The following is a 16,741-nucleotide window of genomic DNA, read 5'->3' on the forward strand; positions in this document are numbered from 1 at the left end:
ACCCCGTCTGACTGCCCGTACGTGTGTCCGTTAGACCGCTCTCCCGGGCACACAGCAGTACACGCCGGCAGTCTGTCCTGTGTGATCATCGTTTGCAGACGGAAATTCTATCCAGAAGGTCGTCGCCATATCGCCTCGCTGGTGAGGGTCATTTTTATCCATCCTGTGAGGGACCGCTAGGCCATCGACGCAGGACCGACGGCTGCTGGTAGAATCTCAGTATGAGAAAGACCTGTCAGAACGATGCTGGAAAGAAGAAGCCGGTGGAGGGCTTACGGAACAAGGGTTACAAACAGTTATGCTAGTGCGGCACGTAGGTAATTCATGCCTACGGAGAACTACGAGAAGCGGCTTAACGAGACGCTGGAAAACATCCAGCAGTCCGAGGTCATCTGTGCTCGGAACAAGGAACTAATCCGGGACTATCAACGCGACAAAGTTCTTGACGGCCTGAGCAAGGCCACGCTCCTGAAGAACGTCACCCGGTTGAAAATCATTACCGAGCACCTTGGGGGGCAGCAACTTGACGAGATGGACAAGGGGGCCGTGAAGGACCTCGTCGCATGGGTCCACAACGAGTACGATAGCGACGAGACCATAGATACGTACAAGAACGTCATCCGGAGTTTCTGGAAATGGCTGGACCCCGACGCCGACGGAGACGCACCTGAGACTGTCGCGTGGATCAAACTCAACAACTCCACGGGCAACGACAAACTCCCGAAGGACCTACTGTCGAAGGAAGACATCGAAGCGCAGGTAGAGGCTGCGAAGAATCCACGGGACCGGGCACTCATCTGGTTGCTCTACGAAACCGGCGCTCGCATCGGCGAACTCATCGATCTCACGGTGGGCGACATCGAGGATAGAAAGCACGGCAAGAAGGTGGTAATCGAAGGGAAAACCGGAGCGCGTCGCCTCCCGCTGGTCGAATCCGTCCCCCACCTCAACAAATGGCTCAACGACCACCCGAACCCGACGAAGGACGTCCCCCTGTGGTGTAAGATTCAGCAGGGCAGCCCGGACGACCAACTCGGCTACCGCTACATCCGTGACAAGATCCTACGGAAGACAATGAAAGAGGCGGGTATCGATAAGCCGTCGAACCCACACCACTACCGCCACTCGCGGGCGTCGTATCTTGCGAACCATCTGAAAGAGGCGCAACTGTGCGCGTGGTTCGGATGGGTGCAAGGGTCTGACGTGCCTGCCCGGTACGTTCACCTCTCCGGGCGTGACATCGACAATGCTTACGACGAAATGCACGGCCTGTACGTTCCCGAGGAAGATGGCGACGAACCACAGATCCGCGAGTGTGAACGTTGTCAGGAACTCAACGAGCCTGATGCGGCGTATTGTATGCGCTGCGGTTACGCGCTCAAGGGTGAGAATGCCGCTCAATTGGAAACTGAGATTGATACTGATGTAAAGCACTCCTACGCTGAAACAGATCCCAGAAATGCCGAGACGAGAGGCAAGCTGGATGTACTTGATGAACTGCTTGACGATCCAGAAGTAAAATCAGCGCTTTTAGCGCGTATTGAGTAGCTTCGTAATTCAGATTTTGATCTGAGTATTGGTCGTATCCAAATTCAACCGGAGTTATTCGTTCGTGTTTCGCCACCAAACGACTGCTCTGGCCCCGACTTTCATTTTCTCTACTCTTTCCTCCTGATAAAGCGACTCCAGTTTCTGCCTGGCAGCCTCGCGTGTGCACCCGAGTTTGTCGGCAACTTGCTTTGCGGTCATCACGGGTGTGTCGCTTTCGCGTAAAATGTTCAAGACGTCCTGGGGGGCAATCTGACCAGTATATCTACCTTGTTCGTCTCTTTCTCTCTCCATCGTTATTGCCGGTTATGCCTGTTGCCACAAGAAAATAGGGGTAGATTTATACCCAGTTGTCTCGTAGCAATAGGTAACGCTACTTCACCAGTAGCGAATGAATATGCCACACGACAACCAGAATGAAGAAACAGAACGGTTCGCCGAACTCCAACAAGTACGCCTGCACCGAGTGTATGCTGATCCAATAATCACCCACCAAAGAAACGTCGACTGGGGATTCGCTGACAGCGATGACCTTATGAGTCACATCATAACTGCCCGTATGAAGCGACTTCGCACCGCGCCCGCTAACGCTCCTATAGAGCTTGCGACATTACCTGAGGCCGTCGCCTACTTGGCTTCCGCCTCGATGGATGCTGGTGCAGCGACAGGGGTAGTGCCAAGGCTCTACCAACTTGCGATGAGAGAGTACGTAGACGAATTCGGTGTTGAGGGACCGACATGGTTGGGCGATGAACTGGAGAACGAGGACTACTATCGCGCTCGACTTGATGCCTTACGACGCGAAATCATGCGGGCACAGACTCGTAATTTCCTTTCGGAAGACTTCGACGGGTTGGCACTGAAGAGACTGACGAGGGATTTCTGGAGCGATGGAGACAATTCGGTCTCGTTAGGCGGTACCGTCACAGGTGATTAAACGACCTCGGTATTGGTACTGACAGTAGCAGATGGAGTGCTTGGGATTTTTAACTTGCAACTGCTCGGTTAGGTATAGATGCCGAATGTAGCAATTGAGAACATCGTTGGATCTGGGCAATTTATTGCCGAGTTCGATCTAATGTCTCTCGCCGAGGAGTTCGGAGAGCAAGCGGAGTATGAGCCTGAAATCTATCCGGGGATGTATCTGCGATTTCGCGGGGAGGACGGACCACTAACTACGGTATATCGGACTGGAAAATTCATCGTTGTAGGTGCCAAGACCGTTGATGAATTATACGATGTGAAAGAGGCGGCAGTGAGAAGACTATCCGATGTGATGGATACCGACTTAACTATTGATTGGTTCAAAATTCAGAACTTTGTTTGCAGTGGTGACGTAGGCAGAGAGCTTGAACTGGCTACTTTGGCGGTCGGTCTCGGGGTGGAGCAGACCGAATACGAACCCGAGCAATTTGCCGGGCTGTTATATAAGCCAAACAACGTCGATTGCACTGTGATGATTTTCCGCACTGGCAAACTGATCGTTACCGGGGCAACGTCGTTATCCGATGCTGAAGAAGCATATGATGAAATCACCAGCCGTATTGACGAACTCCTACAGAAGCGAGGAGGAAAGTAAAATGTGCCCTGAAAATCCTTCACTCCGTCTATTATGGAAGTAGTCAGCACTATGGGTAGTGGACATCTTGGATGTGAAATAGATTTATCCGAATTCCGAGAGGAGTTAGCTGAAGATGATGTATCTGTTAGTTCTATCACCTCTGCGATGATTACGTTTCGACTGGAAGAGAACGGGCCGGCCAATTCGATATATCGGACCGGTACGTTCCAAATTCGTGGGACAGCTAGCCCAGAAGACCTACATGAGGCTGCTGACCGATTGGTGGAATATCTCAAGAAAAAACAAGTCCCAATATCCAATCCGACGTTCGACCACAAGACCTCTGTATTTTTATCGGACCTCGGTCAGCAAGTGGATCTGGAAACACTGGCCGTGACGCTCGGGTTGGAACGAATTGAGTACGAACCAGAGCAGTTTCCTGGATTGGTATACCGTCCCGACGAGATAGACGCAACTTTTCTTGTCTTTTCGACAGGCAAGGTCATTATTGGCGGAGCGACCGAAAAGAATGTCGTGAGAGATGGTATCGAAATAATAACACGTAACCTATGATCGAACTAATTAGCCTCTGATTCCTTGCCACGGTTCAGTCACAGCAGGGCATCGCGTATCTTTTTCTTAAATTCAGTTATTACCGAGTCGGCCATAGCCAGATCAGTTAGCCCAGTACAGACGAATTTACCGTTCGAAAACACCAACATCGTGTAATTATTTCCCCTGTAAATCAAACCCGGAAACTGTTCGGGTTCGTATTCAGTCCGTTCCAGACCCAGAGCGATAGCGAGAGTTTCCAAGTTCACGCTGTTTCCTAACGTATCCGTAGCCACGATATTCTCTATTTTAGATGTGGCTTCAATCTCCCTATCTAACAGAGACTCCATCACATCAACCACCATCTCGGCGGTGCGTTGAAACTCATCTAAGGAATTGGGACCCGCAATAGCGCACTTACCGGTCCGATAGAAGGCGACATATGTCTCGTCGTCACCGAACCGGGTCTGTAGCCAGTGATTGTCGGAGGGCTTGTATTTAATCCCAGATATTTTATCAAACTCCCCGAGACCTTGTTCTAAAGCGGCGAGGTCAAGCTCTTGGTCGAACGTTAGCGTCCCCACGATATTCGTTACCTCAAACGACACATGTGCAAATACGTAGTCAGTGTCGCTTGAAGTAGCCACCGAACGGATGTGACCAACAGCCCGGGACTGGATAGGTAGTCAGTCCGCGTTTACGGCTGAATTTCGTTGGTGTCTGGTAACGCGTCTTCGAGGCGGCTGATAGCGTCACTGATTTTCTCGTTAGCGTTCCGCCGATGTTCGAGGGCGTCGTCGATGTTCTCGACCACCTCGTCGAACTCCGCTCCGGGTAACACCGGAACGACCACCTCCTCGACATGGTCGGGGGTGATCTCCTTCACCACTGAGCCGTGGGTGCCCATCTTCAGTTGGGACTTGCCCAGGTGGTGAAGCATGAACGCGTAGAGGTACTTCCCCATGCGCTCCTCGCTCGGGGCGACCCGAATCAAGTGCTCGCTGGCGGCGAAGCCTTCGTAGTCCTCGCCCACCCGAAGGGTTGTTCCGACCGTACCCGACCGCGTCACGACGAACCAGTCGGCGTCCTTCAGCAGATACCGATCCAACTTGCTCGTCGACTCCGAGAGGTAGTTCAGCCGGCGGGCCTCGGGGACCTTCTTTGCCTCAGATGGTTTCAGGTACGGGACGCCCCCTTCCTGTTTGTGGCGAGAGAGGAACGGGACGTCTTTCGCCACGTAGTTGCGACGGAACCTCGGTGGGTAGAACACTTGGTCCGCCTCGTGGCCGACAGTGGTGGTCTCGTAGTCGGAGTCGTTGATGGCCGCCACGATGCGCCGGTTTTGCGGGAGATAGTAGTTGGCGTCGAGACGGTCCTCGATGTCCGTCGACTCGACGACGAAACTCGCCCGTTCGGACGACGTCTCGTTCCGCTCGCCGTCTATGTCGAAGTGGCGACTGAAGACCGAGAGAGCGGCCCGCATCGAAGAATCGGCCGATCTCCGGTCCTCCATCGCTTCGCCGACCTGCTGGGCGATGGACGCTAGAGACTCCTCTTCGGGAAGGGGTACGCGGACCTGTTCGATGCTCTCGGGACGAAGGTGTTCGATGACGGAGCCGTGTGCACCCATCTTCAACTGAGGGCGACCATACTCGCTGTTCAGGAACGCGTAAAGGTAGTGTCCGGTGTCGTCCTCATCGGCAACGACGCGGATGAAGTCCTCGCTCCCGATGACGCCCTTTAGTTCGTTCGTCCGTACTGTCACACCGACGGTCCCGGACCGGGTGACGAGAATCCAGTCCTCGTCTTCGAGAACATACTCGGGCACCTCTTGGCTTGCGGAGAGTCGGTGCACCCGTCGAATCTCGGGATTCTTTTTGGCTTCAGAGGGCGTGACGAACGGCTGGCCTGGCTTCGAGTTGTCGTACTCGATGTACGGCAGGTCTTTGGCGACGTAGTTGCGCGAGAACCGTCCCGGATAAAATACCCGGCTGGACAGGTCCCCAAGGTCACAAACCTCCATCCCTGACTCCTCGACGGCCTTCACCACCCGCCTGTTGGTGGGAAGGTAGTGTGTCGCGTCGAGGCGGTCCTCGATGCTGTCGGAACCGAGCGAGAATGCCTCCATCAGAACTCACCCTCCAGGAACTGTTCGTACTCTTCGACGATGTCGGGCAGGTCGTTGGCGACGACGCGCTCGCCGTCTTCAACAACATAGTTGCCCTCATCGTCCGTGCGGTAGATGGTGTTACCGCGTCGGTCGGACCCAGTCTTCTCGGCGACGGCCATGAAGATCTCGTAGTCCTCGTCGACCCCGCCGGTGTGCTTCTCCAGGAAGAGGACGCTGGTGCGCGCCCCGACCTGTGGGAGGAAAGTCTCGACGGGAAGGTCGACGACCGCGAGCACCTTCGCGTTCTGTTCGATGAACTTGCGCACGTACCCATGCGCCTCGGGGTTCCCGAGGATACCGTCCGGGATGACGATACCCATGCGCCCGCCCTCCTCCAGGAGGTCGAGACACCGCTCGATGAACAGCACCTCGGGAGCCTCGCGGGCCTTCAGTTCGTTCTGCTTCTTCCACTCGCCGTCCTCCTTGCGCCACTTGTGCCCGAGGTCGAACTGGCGAAGGATGTCGGAGCGTTCGATGGGGATGTCGGCCCCGAAGGGTGGGTTCGTGATGACGACCTCGAACACGCCGAGTGGGTCGTCAGCGTTGGGGTCAATGCCGAAGCGCTGCCGGGTCTCACTACTCCACTCTTCGGGCGGGAGCAGGCTGTTCTCGGAGACGACGTTCCAGTGGTTGCCCTGGTTCATCACCATGTTCATTTTCGCCGCCCGAGCGAGTTCGGGATTGAAGTCGATGCCGTAGAACTCGTCGACGGCCTCCGACTTCATCCGCTCCAGTTCAGCCGGCCCGAGCCGTTCGCCATGGGCGTCGTCTATCTTTCGGCGGACCTGCTTATTCCCCTCGATGAGGAACCCACCGGACCCGCATGCTGGGTCACAAACCTTTTCGACAGGCTCGATGTCCAGCATCCGGACCGTCATCCGGACGACCTCGCGGGGGGTGAAGAACTCTCCGCGGTCACCCTTCAGATTCGCACCGACGACGTTCTCGAAGGCCGACCCTTTCACGTCGATGTCCGTGTTCAGCAGGTCGTAGTCCTCCAGCTTCCCGACGACGTAGGTGAGCGTGTCGTCGTTCAGGTTGATGCTCTCGTTCTCGTCGAAGACGTCGTCGTACTTGGCCTTGACCTCCTCGAACAGAGGTTCGATTTGCGACCGGACAGCCTTGCTACTCCGGGCTGACTCGACTTCGACCTCGGGAACGCCGAACTTACACTCGGCGTCCGGTAGCTGCTCGTCGTACATCTTCACGAAGATGAGTTTGAGCAGCTCGTTGAACGCAACCGTCCGTTGGACGCCCTGGTTGCCGTAGATGTAGTTGATCGACTGACGGAAGACAGCGTCGAGGTTGGTTGCCGGCTCCAGGTCGGACTTTTTGTTCAGTTGGCCGACGTCGCTCAGACTCTCGCCGTAGCTCGGGATGTTCGTGATCTCTGTGAAGTTGTCCGTTCCCGGCTCCCGGTAGAGGTACACCGTCTCGTCACCGTTTGTCCACACCCCGTATTCCGGTGACCAGTTGACGCCGGGATTCCTGGCCGCACCCTTCATGTAGGTCTTCAGTTGTGCGACGCCGTCCGACTTGTCCGGACGTTTCGTTTCGAGTACGAGGTGAGCGCTCTCCTGGTCGGCGCTCTCGTAGATGACGCCGTCGGCACGCTTCACTTCTGACCCGACCTGCACTGAGACTTCGATGTCGCAGTGGTCTTCGGGATAGCCATAGTCTTCGGTTAGGATCTCTTCGTATTCTTGCCGGACCTTTTCTTCGTCAGTCTCGTCCAGTTCGCCACCTGTCCAGAAGTCGATGACTTTTCCCTCTTCAATTTCATCACCGTCGAGGGTCGCTTGTCCGCTCATGTTGCGTGCAAACATTCCCTTGCCCACCATATAAAACCTTTGCTGGAATGTTTGCACACGTCCGTTTATATAGGAGACTGAATTCTCATATCTCGTCGTCTTTAGTCGGTACCCGACAGCCTCCCTGACACGGAAGTATTTGGGTTTACCATCGCTCAGGAATGGAGAGTTTGTAGCGGGCTCGATTTCCATCTCTGGTGCGCGAGATGAGTTCAATGCGGTCACAGAGCGTCCCAAGGTAACCCGTATAGTTGCTTGCCTCACCGCCGTAGAATTCTTCCATCTCGTCAACAATCTCTTCTTTCAGCATCCCATCAGGGTGTCCACCATTCTGGCGGTGCATTTCGAGGATACCGAGGAACGCACCCATATGACCATAGAGCGAAAGACCCCGGTAGAGAGTTTTCTCGACGGGCCGGAGACCGTCCAGATCCTCATCGAACATTTCAGCTAACTGCTCGCCCTGTTCCGTTAAAGAAAGCACGTCATCAGCCTTGCTGTCTCCCTTTTCGACGTGGAAGATGTCGTTCGAGGAACGTCCCGCCAAACCATAGTCCATCGACGAAATTTCGCTGATTTCATCAATAGAACTCAGGTATTCCGCTAACTCTTCGCGCGTCGCCTCTGCCCCATCGCTGAGATATTTCAGAGCACTCTTGAGTTTGAGTGGGTCGGGCGACCAACCCGCCATCGGCGGCTGGGGCTCTTCGTTAAGTTTTGCCCGCAGTTCCGCTCGCTGTTCGGGGGTCAATTGCTCCACTTCTTCGAGGAGATGCTCTACGTCAACTCCACTTTCACTATCTCTTTCTGAGGGTATTCTAAATCACTCTAAGACAATAGAAGACACCCGGTATATAAATGGCTTTCGGCGTCTCTTCAGGATCGGCTACGGAGTGTAGAAATTCCAGTAATTGACGGACTGTTACCTGTTTGAACGATAAAACCGAAGGGGCGGAGAGGCCGCTCGCGCGCGTGCGCGCTATCCTGTCGAGTTAATTGCGCCGAGACAATCCATCCTCTCGCTGTCTTGTGATTCGTCGCTCCCAATCATCGGGGCGGCTTGGGCGTCGGTTCCGACATAATTCGAGGGTGTATCCACACGCGCACCGTGCCAACCTTCTTCGACCACACGCGGCCCGTGTCTTCGAGGTCGCGGAGGTGGTAGGTGGCGGCCTGCCGGGAGACGCCAAGGATTTCCGCCACCTCCACCGTCCCCGCCGGGGTGCAACGGTACACCGCGTCCACCACGTCGGCGGGGTCCACCGGCGTCGGAGAGCGTCGCAGTTGCTCGGCCATGTCCACACGTTCGGCGCGGCGGCCCTTCAACCGACGCCCGCTCCCGTGGTCTCCACAGACAACCATGTGGTATGTTAGCAAGGTCGGCACCGTCTTCGACAGTTAGCGTCACCTGTGTAAACAGCAGCGAGAGCGATTTTGGGGTATAGAGCGAGAGTGGTGAATACAGGGTGTAGAAGAACTGTCGAAGACGGTGCCGACTTTGTTATCATACCACATGATGAGCCGAGACGCGGGGTGTGGGTCAACGTGGCGGCGTCCATCCGGTTGCCGCGTCCCCGTCGAGACGCACCCCCGCGAATACCCCCCTCCGACCACCGCCGATTGTGTCATCGGCGCTCCGTGTTGTGGCTTCGACAAAGGGGACCTGTTTCCACAGTTGCGTCATACTTTCCTGTGGGTGAATGTCCGCCCCCTCCCGCGTGGCCCACTCTTTGTACGCCTGATAGGCCTCTTTTTTTCCAACGTCGTCGTCGCTGTTCCCGGTGATGGTGCAGCGGTCGAAGAGGAACCGGAGGGGTGCGGCTCGCCATCCGAGCCACTTCATCCGCGTCTCCATGAGCGGGCGGTCGCGGGTGAATCCGCCCTGTTCGTGGAGTCGGTCGTACCCGTCGAGCGCCCAGTTGAGAACGCCCGAGAGCGTCTCGGGGTCGGCGAGGCGCTCTTTCAGGTCGTTGTCCCGTTCCGCTCGGGGAACGGTGTGGGGGAACTCCACGAGGAGGACGCGGCGGAAGAACGCTTCGTCCTGCCCGACGAGGGGCGGAAGCCAGTTGGCGGTAAAGATGTGTTTCGCGGTGCTCCGGTCCCGTGTGGCCGGTTTGTGTTTCCGTTCCATTTTGACGGCTTCGCCCGAGAGGATGGTCTTGAGCGTCCCCGAATCCTCGATGGGCGTGTTGTTAATGTCATTCCGTATGTTCACGGCGGCGTCGATGAGTCCCGCCCGAGCAAACCGCCCGTGGGAAATTTCCTGTGGGGAGAGGCCGGTCACGCTCGGGTCGCTGTTCCCGAAGAGGGCGGCGATAGTGTCGGCGAACGTGCTCTTGCCGGACTGCGTGGGACCGACACAGAACAGGGTCTTCTCGCGTTTGTGGTGGGCGGATTCGAGACAGTAGCCGGCGAACTCTTGCAGCGTCGCCCGTGCGTCGTCGTCGGGGACCCATTCGGCGAGCACGTCGAGCCACTCGTTGGCGCGAGCGTCGGGGTCGTAATCACAGGCAAGCGCACTTGTAAAGTAGTAGTCGGGGGTGTGGGGTTCCACCTCGCGTGTGTCGAGGTCGAGGACGCCATTCCCGACGACGACTTTCCTCTCCGGCGGGGTGAACTCGTCCTTGCTAACGTTGATACGCGGTCGCATCCGACCGATGATGTTTGACTCCCGGTTACTGTTCATGTGACCCGGGAGCGCCTCAGCGAGTTGCTCGCGGAGGTGTTCGTCCCCGGGGCGTTTGTGGTAGCCGTCGTCGGGGTCGAACCAGTACCACGCATCCTTCTCGCGGATGCGAGTGTACGTTTCGGTTTCGAGCGCCGCGTCCACGGCGGCGTTGTAAGCCAGCGTCGTTGTGCCTTTGTCGCTACGGTTGAACAGGTCGCGGACGTACTCCCACTCAGCCCCGGGGCTACCCACGTCCCGGGGAGCGTCCAAGCCGTCTTGTCCGTCGCCGTTGTGGTCGGGGTTGTAGAAGTCCTCCGCGTCGCGATCTTCGAGTGCCGTGGGGATTTCGTAGTTCTCGAACGTCCGCAGGTCGTCGTCGTCCCGGTACAGGTCCGACTGGTGGAACAGGTCGAGCATTCGCTGTTCGTCCCCGCCGGTCCAAAACGCCAGCAGGTTCGCAAGCGCCTGTCGCGCCTCGCTGTGGCTGTCGTACCCCGTAGTGTCCCCGGACCATAGCCGCTCGAACGTCTCGCCGTTCTCCGCCCGTGTGGCCGCCGCAACGAGTTCGTCGTCGCTTCCGGGGAACCCCACCCCTATGCCCACACTCGCGCTCGTACCCACACCGTCGCCGGTGTCCGTGTCGTGGCGTTCGATACCGTCCACGTCGTCCAAGACTGCTTGGTCGTCGTCGCCGGCAGGGTCGTCGGCGATGTGTTCGGCGTGAAGCGCGTCGATGGCGTCCTGCGCGGACTGTGGCTCTTCGGGCGTCCCGTCGATATGGCTGCCGGTGAGCGCGAAGTACCGGGCGGCCTCGTACATCTCGACGTTCCCCGAGCGGTTCCCTCCCTCGGGTAATTCGCCCACAGCGAGGATGTGGATACCCGTCCCTGACGAGGACACCGCCGCATACGACGAACAGCGTTCGATAGCGTCGGCGGCCCACGGGTCGAGGTCGCCGGTGTCGGGGTCCCGGCAGTTGTCGAGGTCCACGCCGACGAAGGGACCGTCCTCAGTGAACACGTAGCCCACGCCAGCCGTGTGGGTGTCGTCGCGTTCGTAGTAGGCGAGCGCCGCCTCGAAGTCTGTCCACGTCTCTGGGTCGGTGCTACTCGCGTACCGTCCCGAGGTCGCGTCGTCGGGGATTTTCGAGGTGTCGTTGCCACACTCGGGACAGGTTTCGACGCCATACTCAACGGTGGTGTGGCAGTTCCGACAGCCGACGTGCCAGCACACCCACGCCTCGCGGTCGCGGAGCGTCGTGGGGATACCCTCGGGGTCCGGGCCGAGTGGCGGGTCCGGCCTCATAGCCGCACCCTCGTCGGCGTCCACGGAAGCCCCCTTGTCCACGTCCGAGTCGGCGTTAGTGCTCACGGGCGTTCACCTCCCTCGCCGTCCACGGCGGCGTCGGGCCAGCACAGCCGGCAGGGCCGATACCCACGCTCGCGGAGTTCGTCGCGGTCGGCGGCGACACCCGTCGAGTCGAACGTGCCACACGCGGGGAGCGGCAATCCCGGTGCTCCGGGCCGGTGGTACTTGTCCTCCCTCGGCGCTCGTGAGGGCAAGATTACCATCTCGCTCACCGCCGCATCCTCGTGTGAATGTGAGGGCCACACGCGCCCCGTGGTGGCGGTCGTCCCGTCGGGCGTGGTATCACCCTCGTCGCTTCCGACGACGGCGTGGTCGGCGTCCTGCGGCGTCACGCGCCGTCGCCTCCGTTGCTGCCGGCAGCCCATTCACGCATGGGCGGGGGACCGTTCCGCCTGTGGTCGATTGCGTCAGCAGCCTCTTCCTTCGTGTATCCGTCCCGGTATCGGCGTTTCTGGAAGGCGTCGTAACACCCCATGCAGACGGGCGTAAGAATCCGGTCGGGTCGGAGTGGGACCGCGCGTGGAAGCGATTCCTCGTCGGTTTCGTCGCGGAGCCGAAGCCCACCACAGGTGGGACAGACAGCGAACAGTTCTGCCTCGGTAACGTGGGCGTCCACACCGTCGGGCGATATGTCCGTCACGTCGTCCAGCCGCCCGGTGTGGTCGGTCGCCGCGTCGAACAAGCCCACGTTTGTAGGGTCGAGTTCCTCGTCGGGGTCGGGGTCAGAGTCGGGGTCCACCAGTTCGTTCACGCCGGCCCACCCCCGTTCGCGTCCTCAGCGTCGAGTAGGTCGAGTATCTCACGCGCCCACACGGCGGCGGGGAGGTCCGTGTCTGCGAGGGCTTCGAGGTCGTCGCGGTGCTCGCGGGCGGCTTCGAGGCCGTCGCGGTGCTCGCGGGCGGCTTCGAGGCCGCTGTGGTCGATTCTACGTCGGGCCGACTGCTTGTGTTCGGCGGTGTCGGCGGTGTGTTCCGTGGTCATGGTTTTGTACGGTGAGGGCGGTCCTCGGCCTTCGGTCCCCGACGACGCGAGAACGACCACACAGGCGGGAGGGAGTGACGTTTTAAGACCGCCGACGTGTAAGGAACAGACACCCAATCCGTCCCGGATTGGGGTCCTCAAGTCCTTTGGTCGGCGGGGGTCTTCCACTCCCGGCCCCTGCCGGTCGTACTTTGTCGTCGTTAGATGTGTTCATGCGCCCCAGGAACTTATCATTTTCTTTGAATGAACAAGACCACTTGTACGTAGTACGTCGGTTTTCGAGTGTATCTAAAAATATCAATTGCATACATACCAGTAGGGGAAACCCACAGCCGGCTCATGGACGACGACACCCGCACACCTATTTCGCCGGCTATCTGAGAAGCCGCGAGAGTCGATAAGAACAGCGGAGAAAGGCTTTGAACCTTTATTCCTGAAGCCGGTGGAGGGATTTGAACCCTCGGCCTAATCCTTACGAAGGATTCGCTCTGCCAGTCTGAGCTACACCGGCGCGTCGCTCGCGTACATCAGTTGTTGGACGCATAACCGCAATAAGGATTGCGAATCGGGGCCACCGAGGGAGACGTTCTCACTCCGTTCGAGACCCGACGACGGTAACCGGGTCATCCGCCTCGAGCAGGACCTGTTGGGAGACGCTCCCAAACACGGCCTTGCCGGTCGGCGACCGCTTTCTGGAGCCCATGACGATCTGGTCGACATCGAACTCTTCGGCCAGATCGATGATGCCGTCGGCGGGCGGTTGCTGACCTTCGGCCAGTTGGACATCGACATCGTGGTCTTCGAGGTAGTCGCGCACGAGTCTGACTGTCGAGATCCGCTCGACGTTGCGTATCTCCTCGGGTGCTTCTGCCTCTTCCTTGGTCAGTGCGTGTGTGATCACGGCCTCGATCTCGGTCTCAGCAGACGGTAGCTCCGCGACGAAGGCGGCCTGGCCGCGAGCACGGTCTTCGTCGGCGTCGACAGGGACAAGTATCGTGTACATATTTTTTATCCTCCTAGATACAAGCGTCCGACTTCCTCGTCGTTAAGCAGTTCGGTCCCCGTGCCGGTGATAACAATAATTGTTCGTTTCAGCGCGTCAGTCGAACGTCGAGAACGACGTTGTGTTCCTTCGGAGCATACGACCGGACAGTGTGGCGCGTTTCGACCGTCACGTCGTAGGCCGGCTCCGCAGCCGCCCGGATCGCTCGCTCGCCGGGCCCGAACAGGTCATTCTCGTGCTGAATGTCGTAGTAATGCAGAACGCACTCGTCGGCCGCCAGGCGGACGGCGGTCTCCAGAAACTCGTCGGCGCTGTGGGGCAGGTTCATCACGACGCGGTCAGCCCAGCCCTCGTACTCGCCGGCGACCTCGCGTACGTCGCCGCAGATGCCGGTCACGCGGTCGGAGACGCCGTTCCGCTCCGCGTTCGCCCGGAGATACTCGATCGCCGTCTCGTTGATGTCCGTTCCGACGCAGGTCGCCCCGCGTTTGGCGAACGGAATCACGAACGGACCGACGCCGGCGAACATGTCGAAGGCACGCTCGTCTTCGTTGACCTGCTCGCTGACGCGATGGCGTTCCGTCGCTAGCCGCGGCGAGAAGTACACTTCGGCGAGGTCAAGATCGAAGGTACAGCCGTACTCTCGGTGGGTGACTTCTGTCCCGTCGCCAGCGAGTACGTCCCAGTCTCGGACCCGCTGCTCACCCTTGATCTTCGACGCGCGGTTCAGCACCGCTCGCACGGGCAGATCAGAATCCATGATCGCATCGGCAATCGCTTGCGCCCGCTCGTCGTCGTCTTCGTCGACAATCGCGACGTCACCGATGCGCTCGTAACTCGGATCGAAGTCGAGGGCGTCCGACGGCATCGTCTGGCCCTCGCGGACCGGTGGATCTGCCTCCACGACGGTAAGGTCCGATGGCACCGCTGTGGAGTCGGTGACAGGCACGTACAGCTGGCCGTCAGCGACCGTGATGTCGTAGCCGTCGTCGACGAGGTTTGCCTCTGCGAGGCGCTGGCGCGTCTCTTCGCCGGCCTCACGGGGAACGCGAACGCAGGGAACGCCCATACTTCGTCTCCCAGACCGTGGGCGGTAAGCCTGACGCTTCGCGCCCTTTATGTCTGGCGGCGACCCACTCCGGATATGCTCACTTTCGTCGGACTGGGCCTCTACGACGAGCGCTCAGTCACGGTTGCGGGCCGCGACGCCATCCGGGATGCCGACCGGGTGTTCGCCGAGTTCTACACGAGTCGGCTGATCGGGACTGATATCGAAACGCTCGAGTCGTCGCTGGGGACGAGTATCGAAGTCAGGGACCGAGCCGGCATCGAACAGGACCCGGAACCGATTCTCGAAGCCGCTGAGCGCGAAAACGTCGTCTTCTGTACCGCCGGGGATACGATGGTCTCGACGACACACACCGACCTCCGACTCCGTGCCGAGGACCGCGGTATCGAAACCCGAATCGTCCACGGGACGACCGCCCAGACCGCCGCCGGCTCGCTGACCGGCCTGCAGAACTACCGCTTCGGGAAGGCCACGACGCTCCCATTCGAGGATGCCCACGGCGGTGACGGTGTTCCAGACAGCGTCGTCGCTACTATCGAGGGCAATCGGGACCGGGACCTGCATACACTGGTATACCTCGACATCAAGGTCGACGACCCCCACTGGGACGACAGCGACGACACGTACATGACCGCCAGCCAGGCCGCCGCTATGCTATCCGAGCCGTTCCCGGACACGCTCGGGGTTGTCGTGGCCAGAGCCGGCAGTCCGGACCCGCTGGTGGTCGCTGATACGCTCGACGAACTCGCTACGCAGACGTTCGGTGAACCGCTACACCTGCTCGTGATCCCCGGTTCGCTCCACCCGCTCGAAGCGGACGTACTTGAGTCGCTTGCTGGAGCAGCAGTCGAATAACGGCCGTCGCCTCACGGCGCAGTTCAGTCGTCACCGGGCGTTGCGGGACCAGACTCCGACTGGTTCTTTTCGAACGCCGTTCCGAGGTCGTACTCCGTGCCAGTCACCAGAAACAGGAGGTCCTCGACGATAACCGTAAGTTCCGGTAGCTCCCGCATCAACACCCACGTCAGCCCGACGAGGACGATAACGGAGCCGAACTGCGCCAGCATCCGGTCGACGATGTAGTAGGACACGAGCTGTGCGTCGCTAAGGCCGAACAGTGCCATGACCGTCTCCGGGAAGAACTGCGCCTTCTGGAGGCCAAACGCCAGCGCGATCCCGAGGTTCCGAAGGAGATTCAGTACGTAGATGATGCCGACAGCCCCGAGCAGCACACGGAGCTTCCGTCGCCACGGAGCTTTGACTGCCAGTATTCCGCCAGCGAAAATGGAGATGCTGCCGATACCTGTACAGGCCAAAATGATAGTGTATGTTATCGGACGCTCGTGTTCACCGAACCAGAACGTGTTTTCGTAGGGGTACTGCTTCGACGTGATATCGATCCCGTTGTGTGAGAGCCCGCCAACTACTGTCGGTTCGTACCCGATGAGCGTCATAAGAAAGGCGACCTGATCGGTGACGGCCTCGATGATTGTCTGGCGGAGCGGCCCGATGGTGAGGAAGGGCACGTAGATGACGCCCATGATACCGATGGCACGGGTCAACACCAGCAGCGATTCCCGGCCGTTCCAGAGTAAATAGCCGGTGTACAGCGACAGTGGGACGGCGATGACGCTCCCCAGGCCCTCAACGACGCTCTTCTGTATCAGAATGAAATGCGGAGCCAGGGCGAGCCAGTACACTGCGAACAGCCCCCAACCGACCGTTGCGACTGGACGGGCCAGTCGCTCGTCATATTGGGCGACAGCCACACTTCCCAGAAACGCCGCAAGAACGAGCCACATCAGCGGCTCCGAGACCGTGACCGGGTCGAACGACAGTCCAGCGATATCGACGCCTGCTTGCAGGACTGTCTCACTCATTGCTCGTACGTTAGCCAAACCGGCCTATATGTTTTGTCGTTGCGCTACTGTGCGGTGTCGTCGTCAGACCGACCTATCGGCAGTGCCGCCGCTACCCACGTAACGCGCGAAAGAAAGAACGGTGTTCAGG

At 58.9% G+C, this 16,741-nt stretch carries 18 protein-coding genes and 1 tRNA gene; 5 read left to right on the forward strand and 14 right to left on the reverse strand.

The window, feature by feature from the left end; translation table 11 throughout:
• Positions 1-324: 324 nt before the first annotated feature.
• On the forward strand, positions 325-1,548 hold the full coding sequence (locus ACYJ11_RS00695; protein WP_461646373.1) for a tyrosine-type recombinase/integrase: 1,224 nt from the start codon (positions 325-327) through the stop codon (positions 1,546-1,548).
• A 54-nt stretch (positions 1,549-1,602) separates the two neighbouring features.
• On the opposite strand, the gene ACYJ11_RS00700 is transcribed toward ACYJ11_RS00695, so the two are convergent.
• Entirely contained in the window at positions 1,603-1,842 is a 240-nt protein-coding gene (locus ACYJ11_RS00700) for an HTH domain-containing protein (RefSeq protein ID WP_461646374.1), read from the reverse strand.
• A gap of 103 nt (positions 1,843-1,945) precedes the next feature.
• Here ACYJ11_RS00700 and ACYJ11_RS00705 point away from each other — a divergent pair, with 103 nt between their 5' ends.
• The 3 genes from ACYJ11_RS00705 to ACYJ11_RS00715 all read left to right on the forward strand — a co-directional run bounded on the left by ACYJ11_RS00705 (position 1,946) and on the right by ACYJ11_RS00715 (position 3,682).
• Positions 1,946-2,485 carry a hypothetical protein gene (locus ACYJ11_RS00705; RefSeq protein ID WP_461646375.1) on the forward strand — a complete coding sequence of 180 codons (540 nt, stop codon included), beginning with the start codon at positions 1,946-1,948 and terminating at the stop codon, positions 2,483-2,485.
• Between the two features lie 78 nt (positions 2,486-2,563).
• Positions 2,564-3,127, forward strand: a complete 564-nt coding sequence (locus ACYJ11_RS00710) for a TATA-box-binding protein (protein ID WP_461646376.1) — start codon at positions 2,564-2,566, stop codon at positions 3,125-3,127.
• Positions 3,128-3,160: 33 nt separating this feature from the next.
• The gene (locus tag ACYJ11_RS00715; RefSeq protein WP_461646377.1) at positions 3,161-3,682 is read left to right on the forward strand and encodes a transcription factor; all 522 of its coding nucleotides are present in this window, start codon (positions 3,161-3,163) and stop codon (positions 3,680-3,682) included.
• A 38-nt stretch (positions 3,683-3,720) separates the two neighbouring features.
• Here the strand turns inward: ACYJ11_RS00715 and ACYJ11_RS00720 are convergent, their stop codons facing one another.
• The 12 genes from ACYJ11_RS00720 to ACYJ11_RS00775 form a co-directional block, all read right to left on the reverse strand.
• Positions 3,721-4,308 (reverse strand): TATA-box-binding protein, encoded by a 588-nt coding sequence (locus ACYJ11_RS00720; RefSeq protein WP_461646378.1) that lies wholly within the window; start codon positions 4,306-4,308, stop codon positions 3,721-3,723.
• A 50-nt stretch (positions 4,309-4,358) separates the two neighbouring features.
• Positions 4,359-5,789, reverse strand: coding sequence for a restriction endonuclease subunit S domain-containing protein (locus tag ACYJ11_RS00725; RefSeq protein ID WP_461646379.1), 1,431 nt, complete (start codon positions 5,787-5,789; stop codon positions 4,359-4,361).
• Positions 5,789-7,642, reverse strand: a complete 1,854-nt coding sequence (locus ACYJ11_RS00730; RefSeq protein ID WP_461646380.1) for an N-6 DNA methylase — start codon at positions 7,640-7,642, stop codon at positions 5,789-5,791. Before ACYJ11_RS00730 ends, ACYJ11_RS00725 begins: the two co-directional genes overlap by 1 nt.
• A 145-nt stretch (positions 7,643-7,787) precedes the next feature.
• Entirely contained in the window at positions 7,788-8,402 is a 615-nt protein-coding gene (locus ACYJ11_RS00735) for a hypothetical protein (RefSeq protein WP_461646381.1), read from the reverse strand.
• 287 nt (positions 8,403-8,689) lie between these two features.
• A complete protein-coding gene (locus tag ACYJ11_RS00740) occupies positions 8,690-8,938 on the reverse strand; it encodes a helix-turn-helix domain-containing protein (RefSeq protein WP_461646382.1) in 249 nt (82 codons plus the stop codon).
• A 244-nt stretch (positions 8,939-9,182) separates the two neighbouring features.
• Complete coding sequence (locus ACYJ11_RS00745; protein ID WP_461646383.1) at positions 9,183-11,681, reverse strand: phage/plasmid primase, P4 family; 2,499 nt, start codon at positions 11,679-11,681, stop codon at positions 9,183-9,185.
• Complete coding sequence (locus ACYJ11_RS00750) at positions 11,678-12,010, reverse strand: hypothetical protein (RefSeq protein WP_461646384.1); 333 nt, start codon at positions 12,008-12,010, stop codon at positions 11,678-11,680. The genes ACYJ11_RS00745 and ACYJ11_RS00750 overlap by 4 nt, the downstream gene beginning before the upstream one ends.
• Positions 12,007-12,429 carry a hypothetical protein gene (locus ACYJ11_RS00755; RefSeq protein ID WP_461646385.1) on the reverse strand — a complete coding sequence of 141 codons (423 nt, stop codon included), beginning with the start codon at positions 12,427-12,429 and terminating at the stop codon, positions 12,007-12,009. The genes ACYJ11_RS00750 and ACYJ11_RS00755 overlap by 4 nt, the downstream gene beginning before the upstream one ends.
• On the reverse strand, positions 12,426-12,659 hold the full coding sequence (locus tag ACYJ11_RS00760) for a hypothetical protein (RefSeq protein ID WP_461646386.1): 234 nt from the start codon (positions 12,657-12,659) through the stop codon (positions 12,426-12,428). Before ACYJ11_RS00760 ends, ACYJ11_RS00755 begins: the two co-directional genes overlap by 4 nt.
• 437 nt (positions 12,660-13,096) lie before the next feature.
• Positions 13,097-13,170, reverse strand: a tRNA-Thr gene (locus ACYJ11_RS00765).
• 78 nt (positions 13,171-13,248) lie between these two features.
• The gene (locus ACYJ11_RS00770) at positions 13,249-13,662 is read right to left on the reverse strand and encodes a universal stress protein (RefSeq protein WP_461646387.1); all 414 of its coding nucleotides are present in this window, start codon (positions 13,660-13,662) and stop codon (positions 13,249-13,251) included.
• 88 nt (positions 13,663-13,750) lie between these two features.
• On the reverse strand, positions 13,751-14,731 hold the full coding sequence (locus ACYJ11_RS00775; protein ID WP_461646388.1) for a class I SAM-dependent methyltransferase: 981 nt from the start codon (positions 14,729-14,731) through the stop codon (positions 13,751-13,753).
• 75 nt (positions 14,732-14,806) lie between these two features.
• Here ACYJ11_RS00775 and dph5 point away from each other — a divergent pair, with 75 nt between their 5' ends.
• Positions 14,807-15,586 (forward strand): diphthine synthase, encoded by a 780-nt coding sequence (gene dph5, locus ACYJ11_RS00780; protein ID WP_461646389.1) that lies wholly within the window; start codon positions 14,807-14,809, stop codon positions 15,584-15,586.
• A 23-nt stretch (positions 15,587-15,609) separates the two neighbouring features.
• Here dph5 and artA read toward each other — a convergent pair whose 3' ends face one another.
• Entirely contained in the window at positions 15,610-16,611 is a 1,002-nt protein-coding gene (gene artA, locus ACYJ11_RS00785) for an archaeosortase A (protein ID WP_461646390.1), read from the reverse strand.
• Positions 16,612-16,741: the final 130 nt, after the last annotated feature.

It is taken from the genome of Haloarcula sp. H-GB5 (assembly GCF_054850705.1).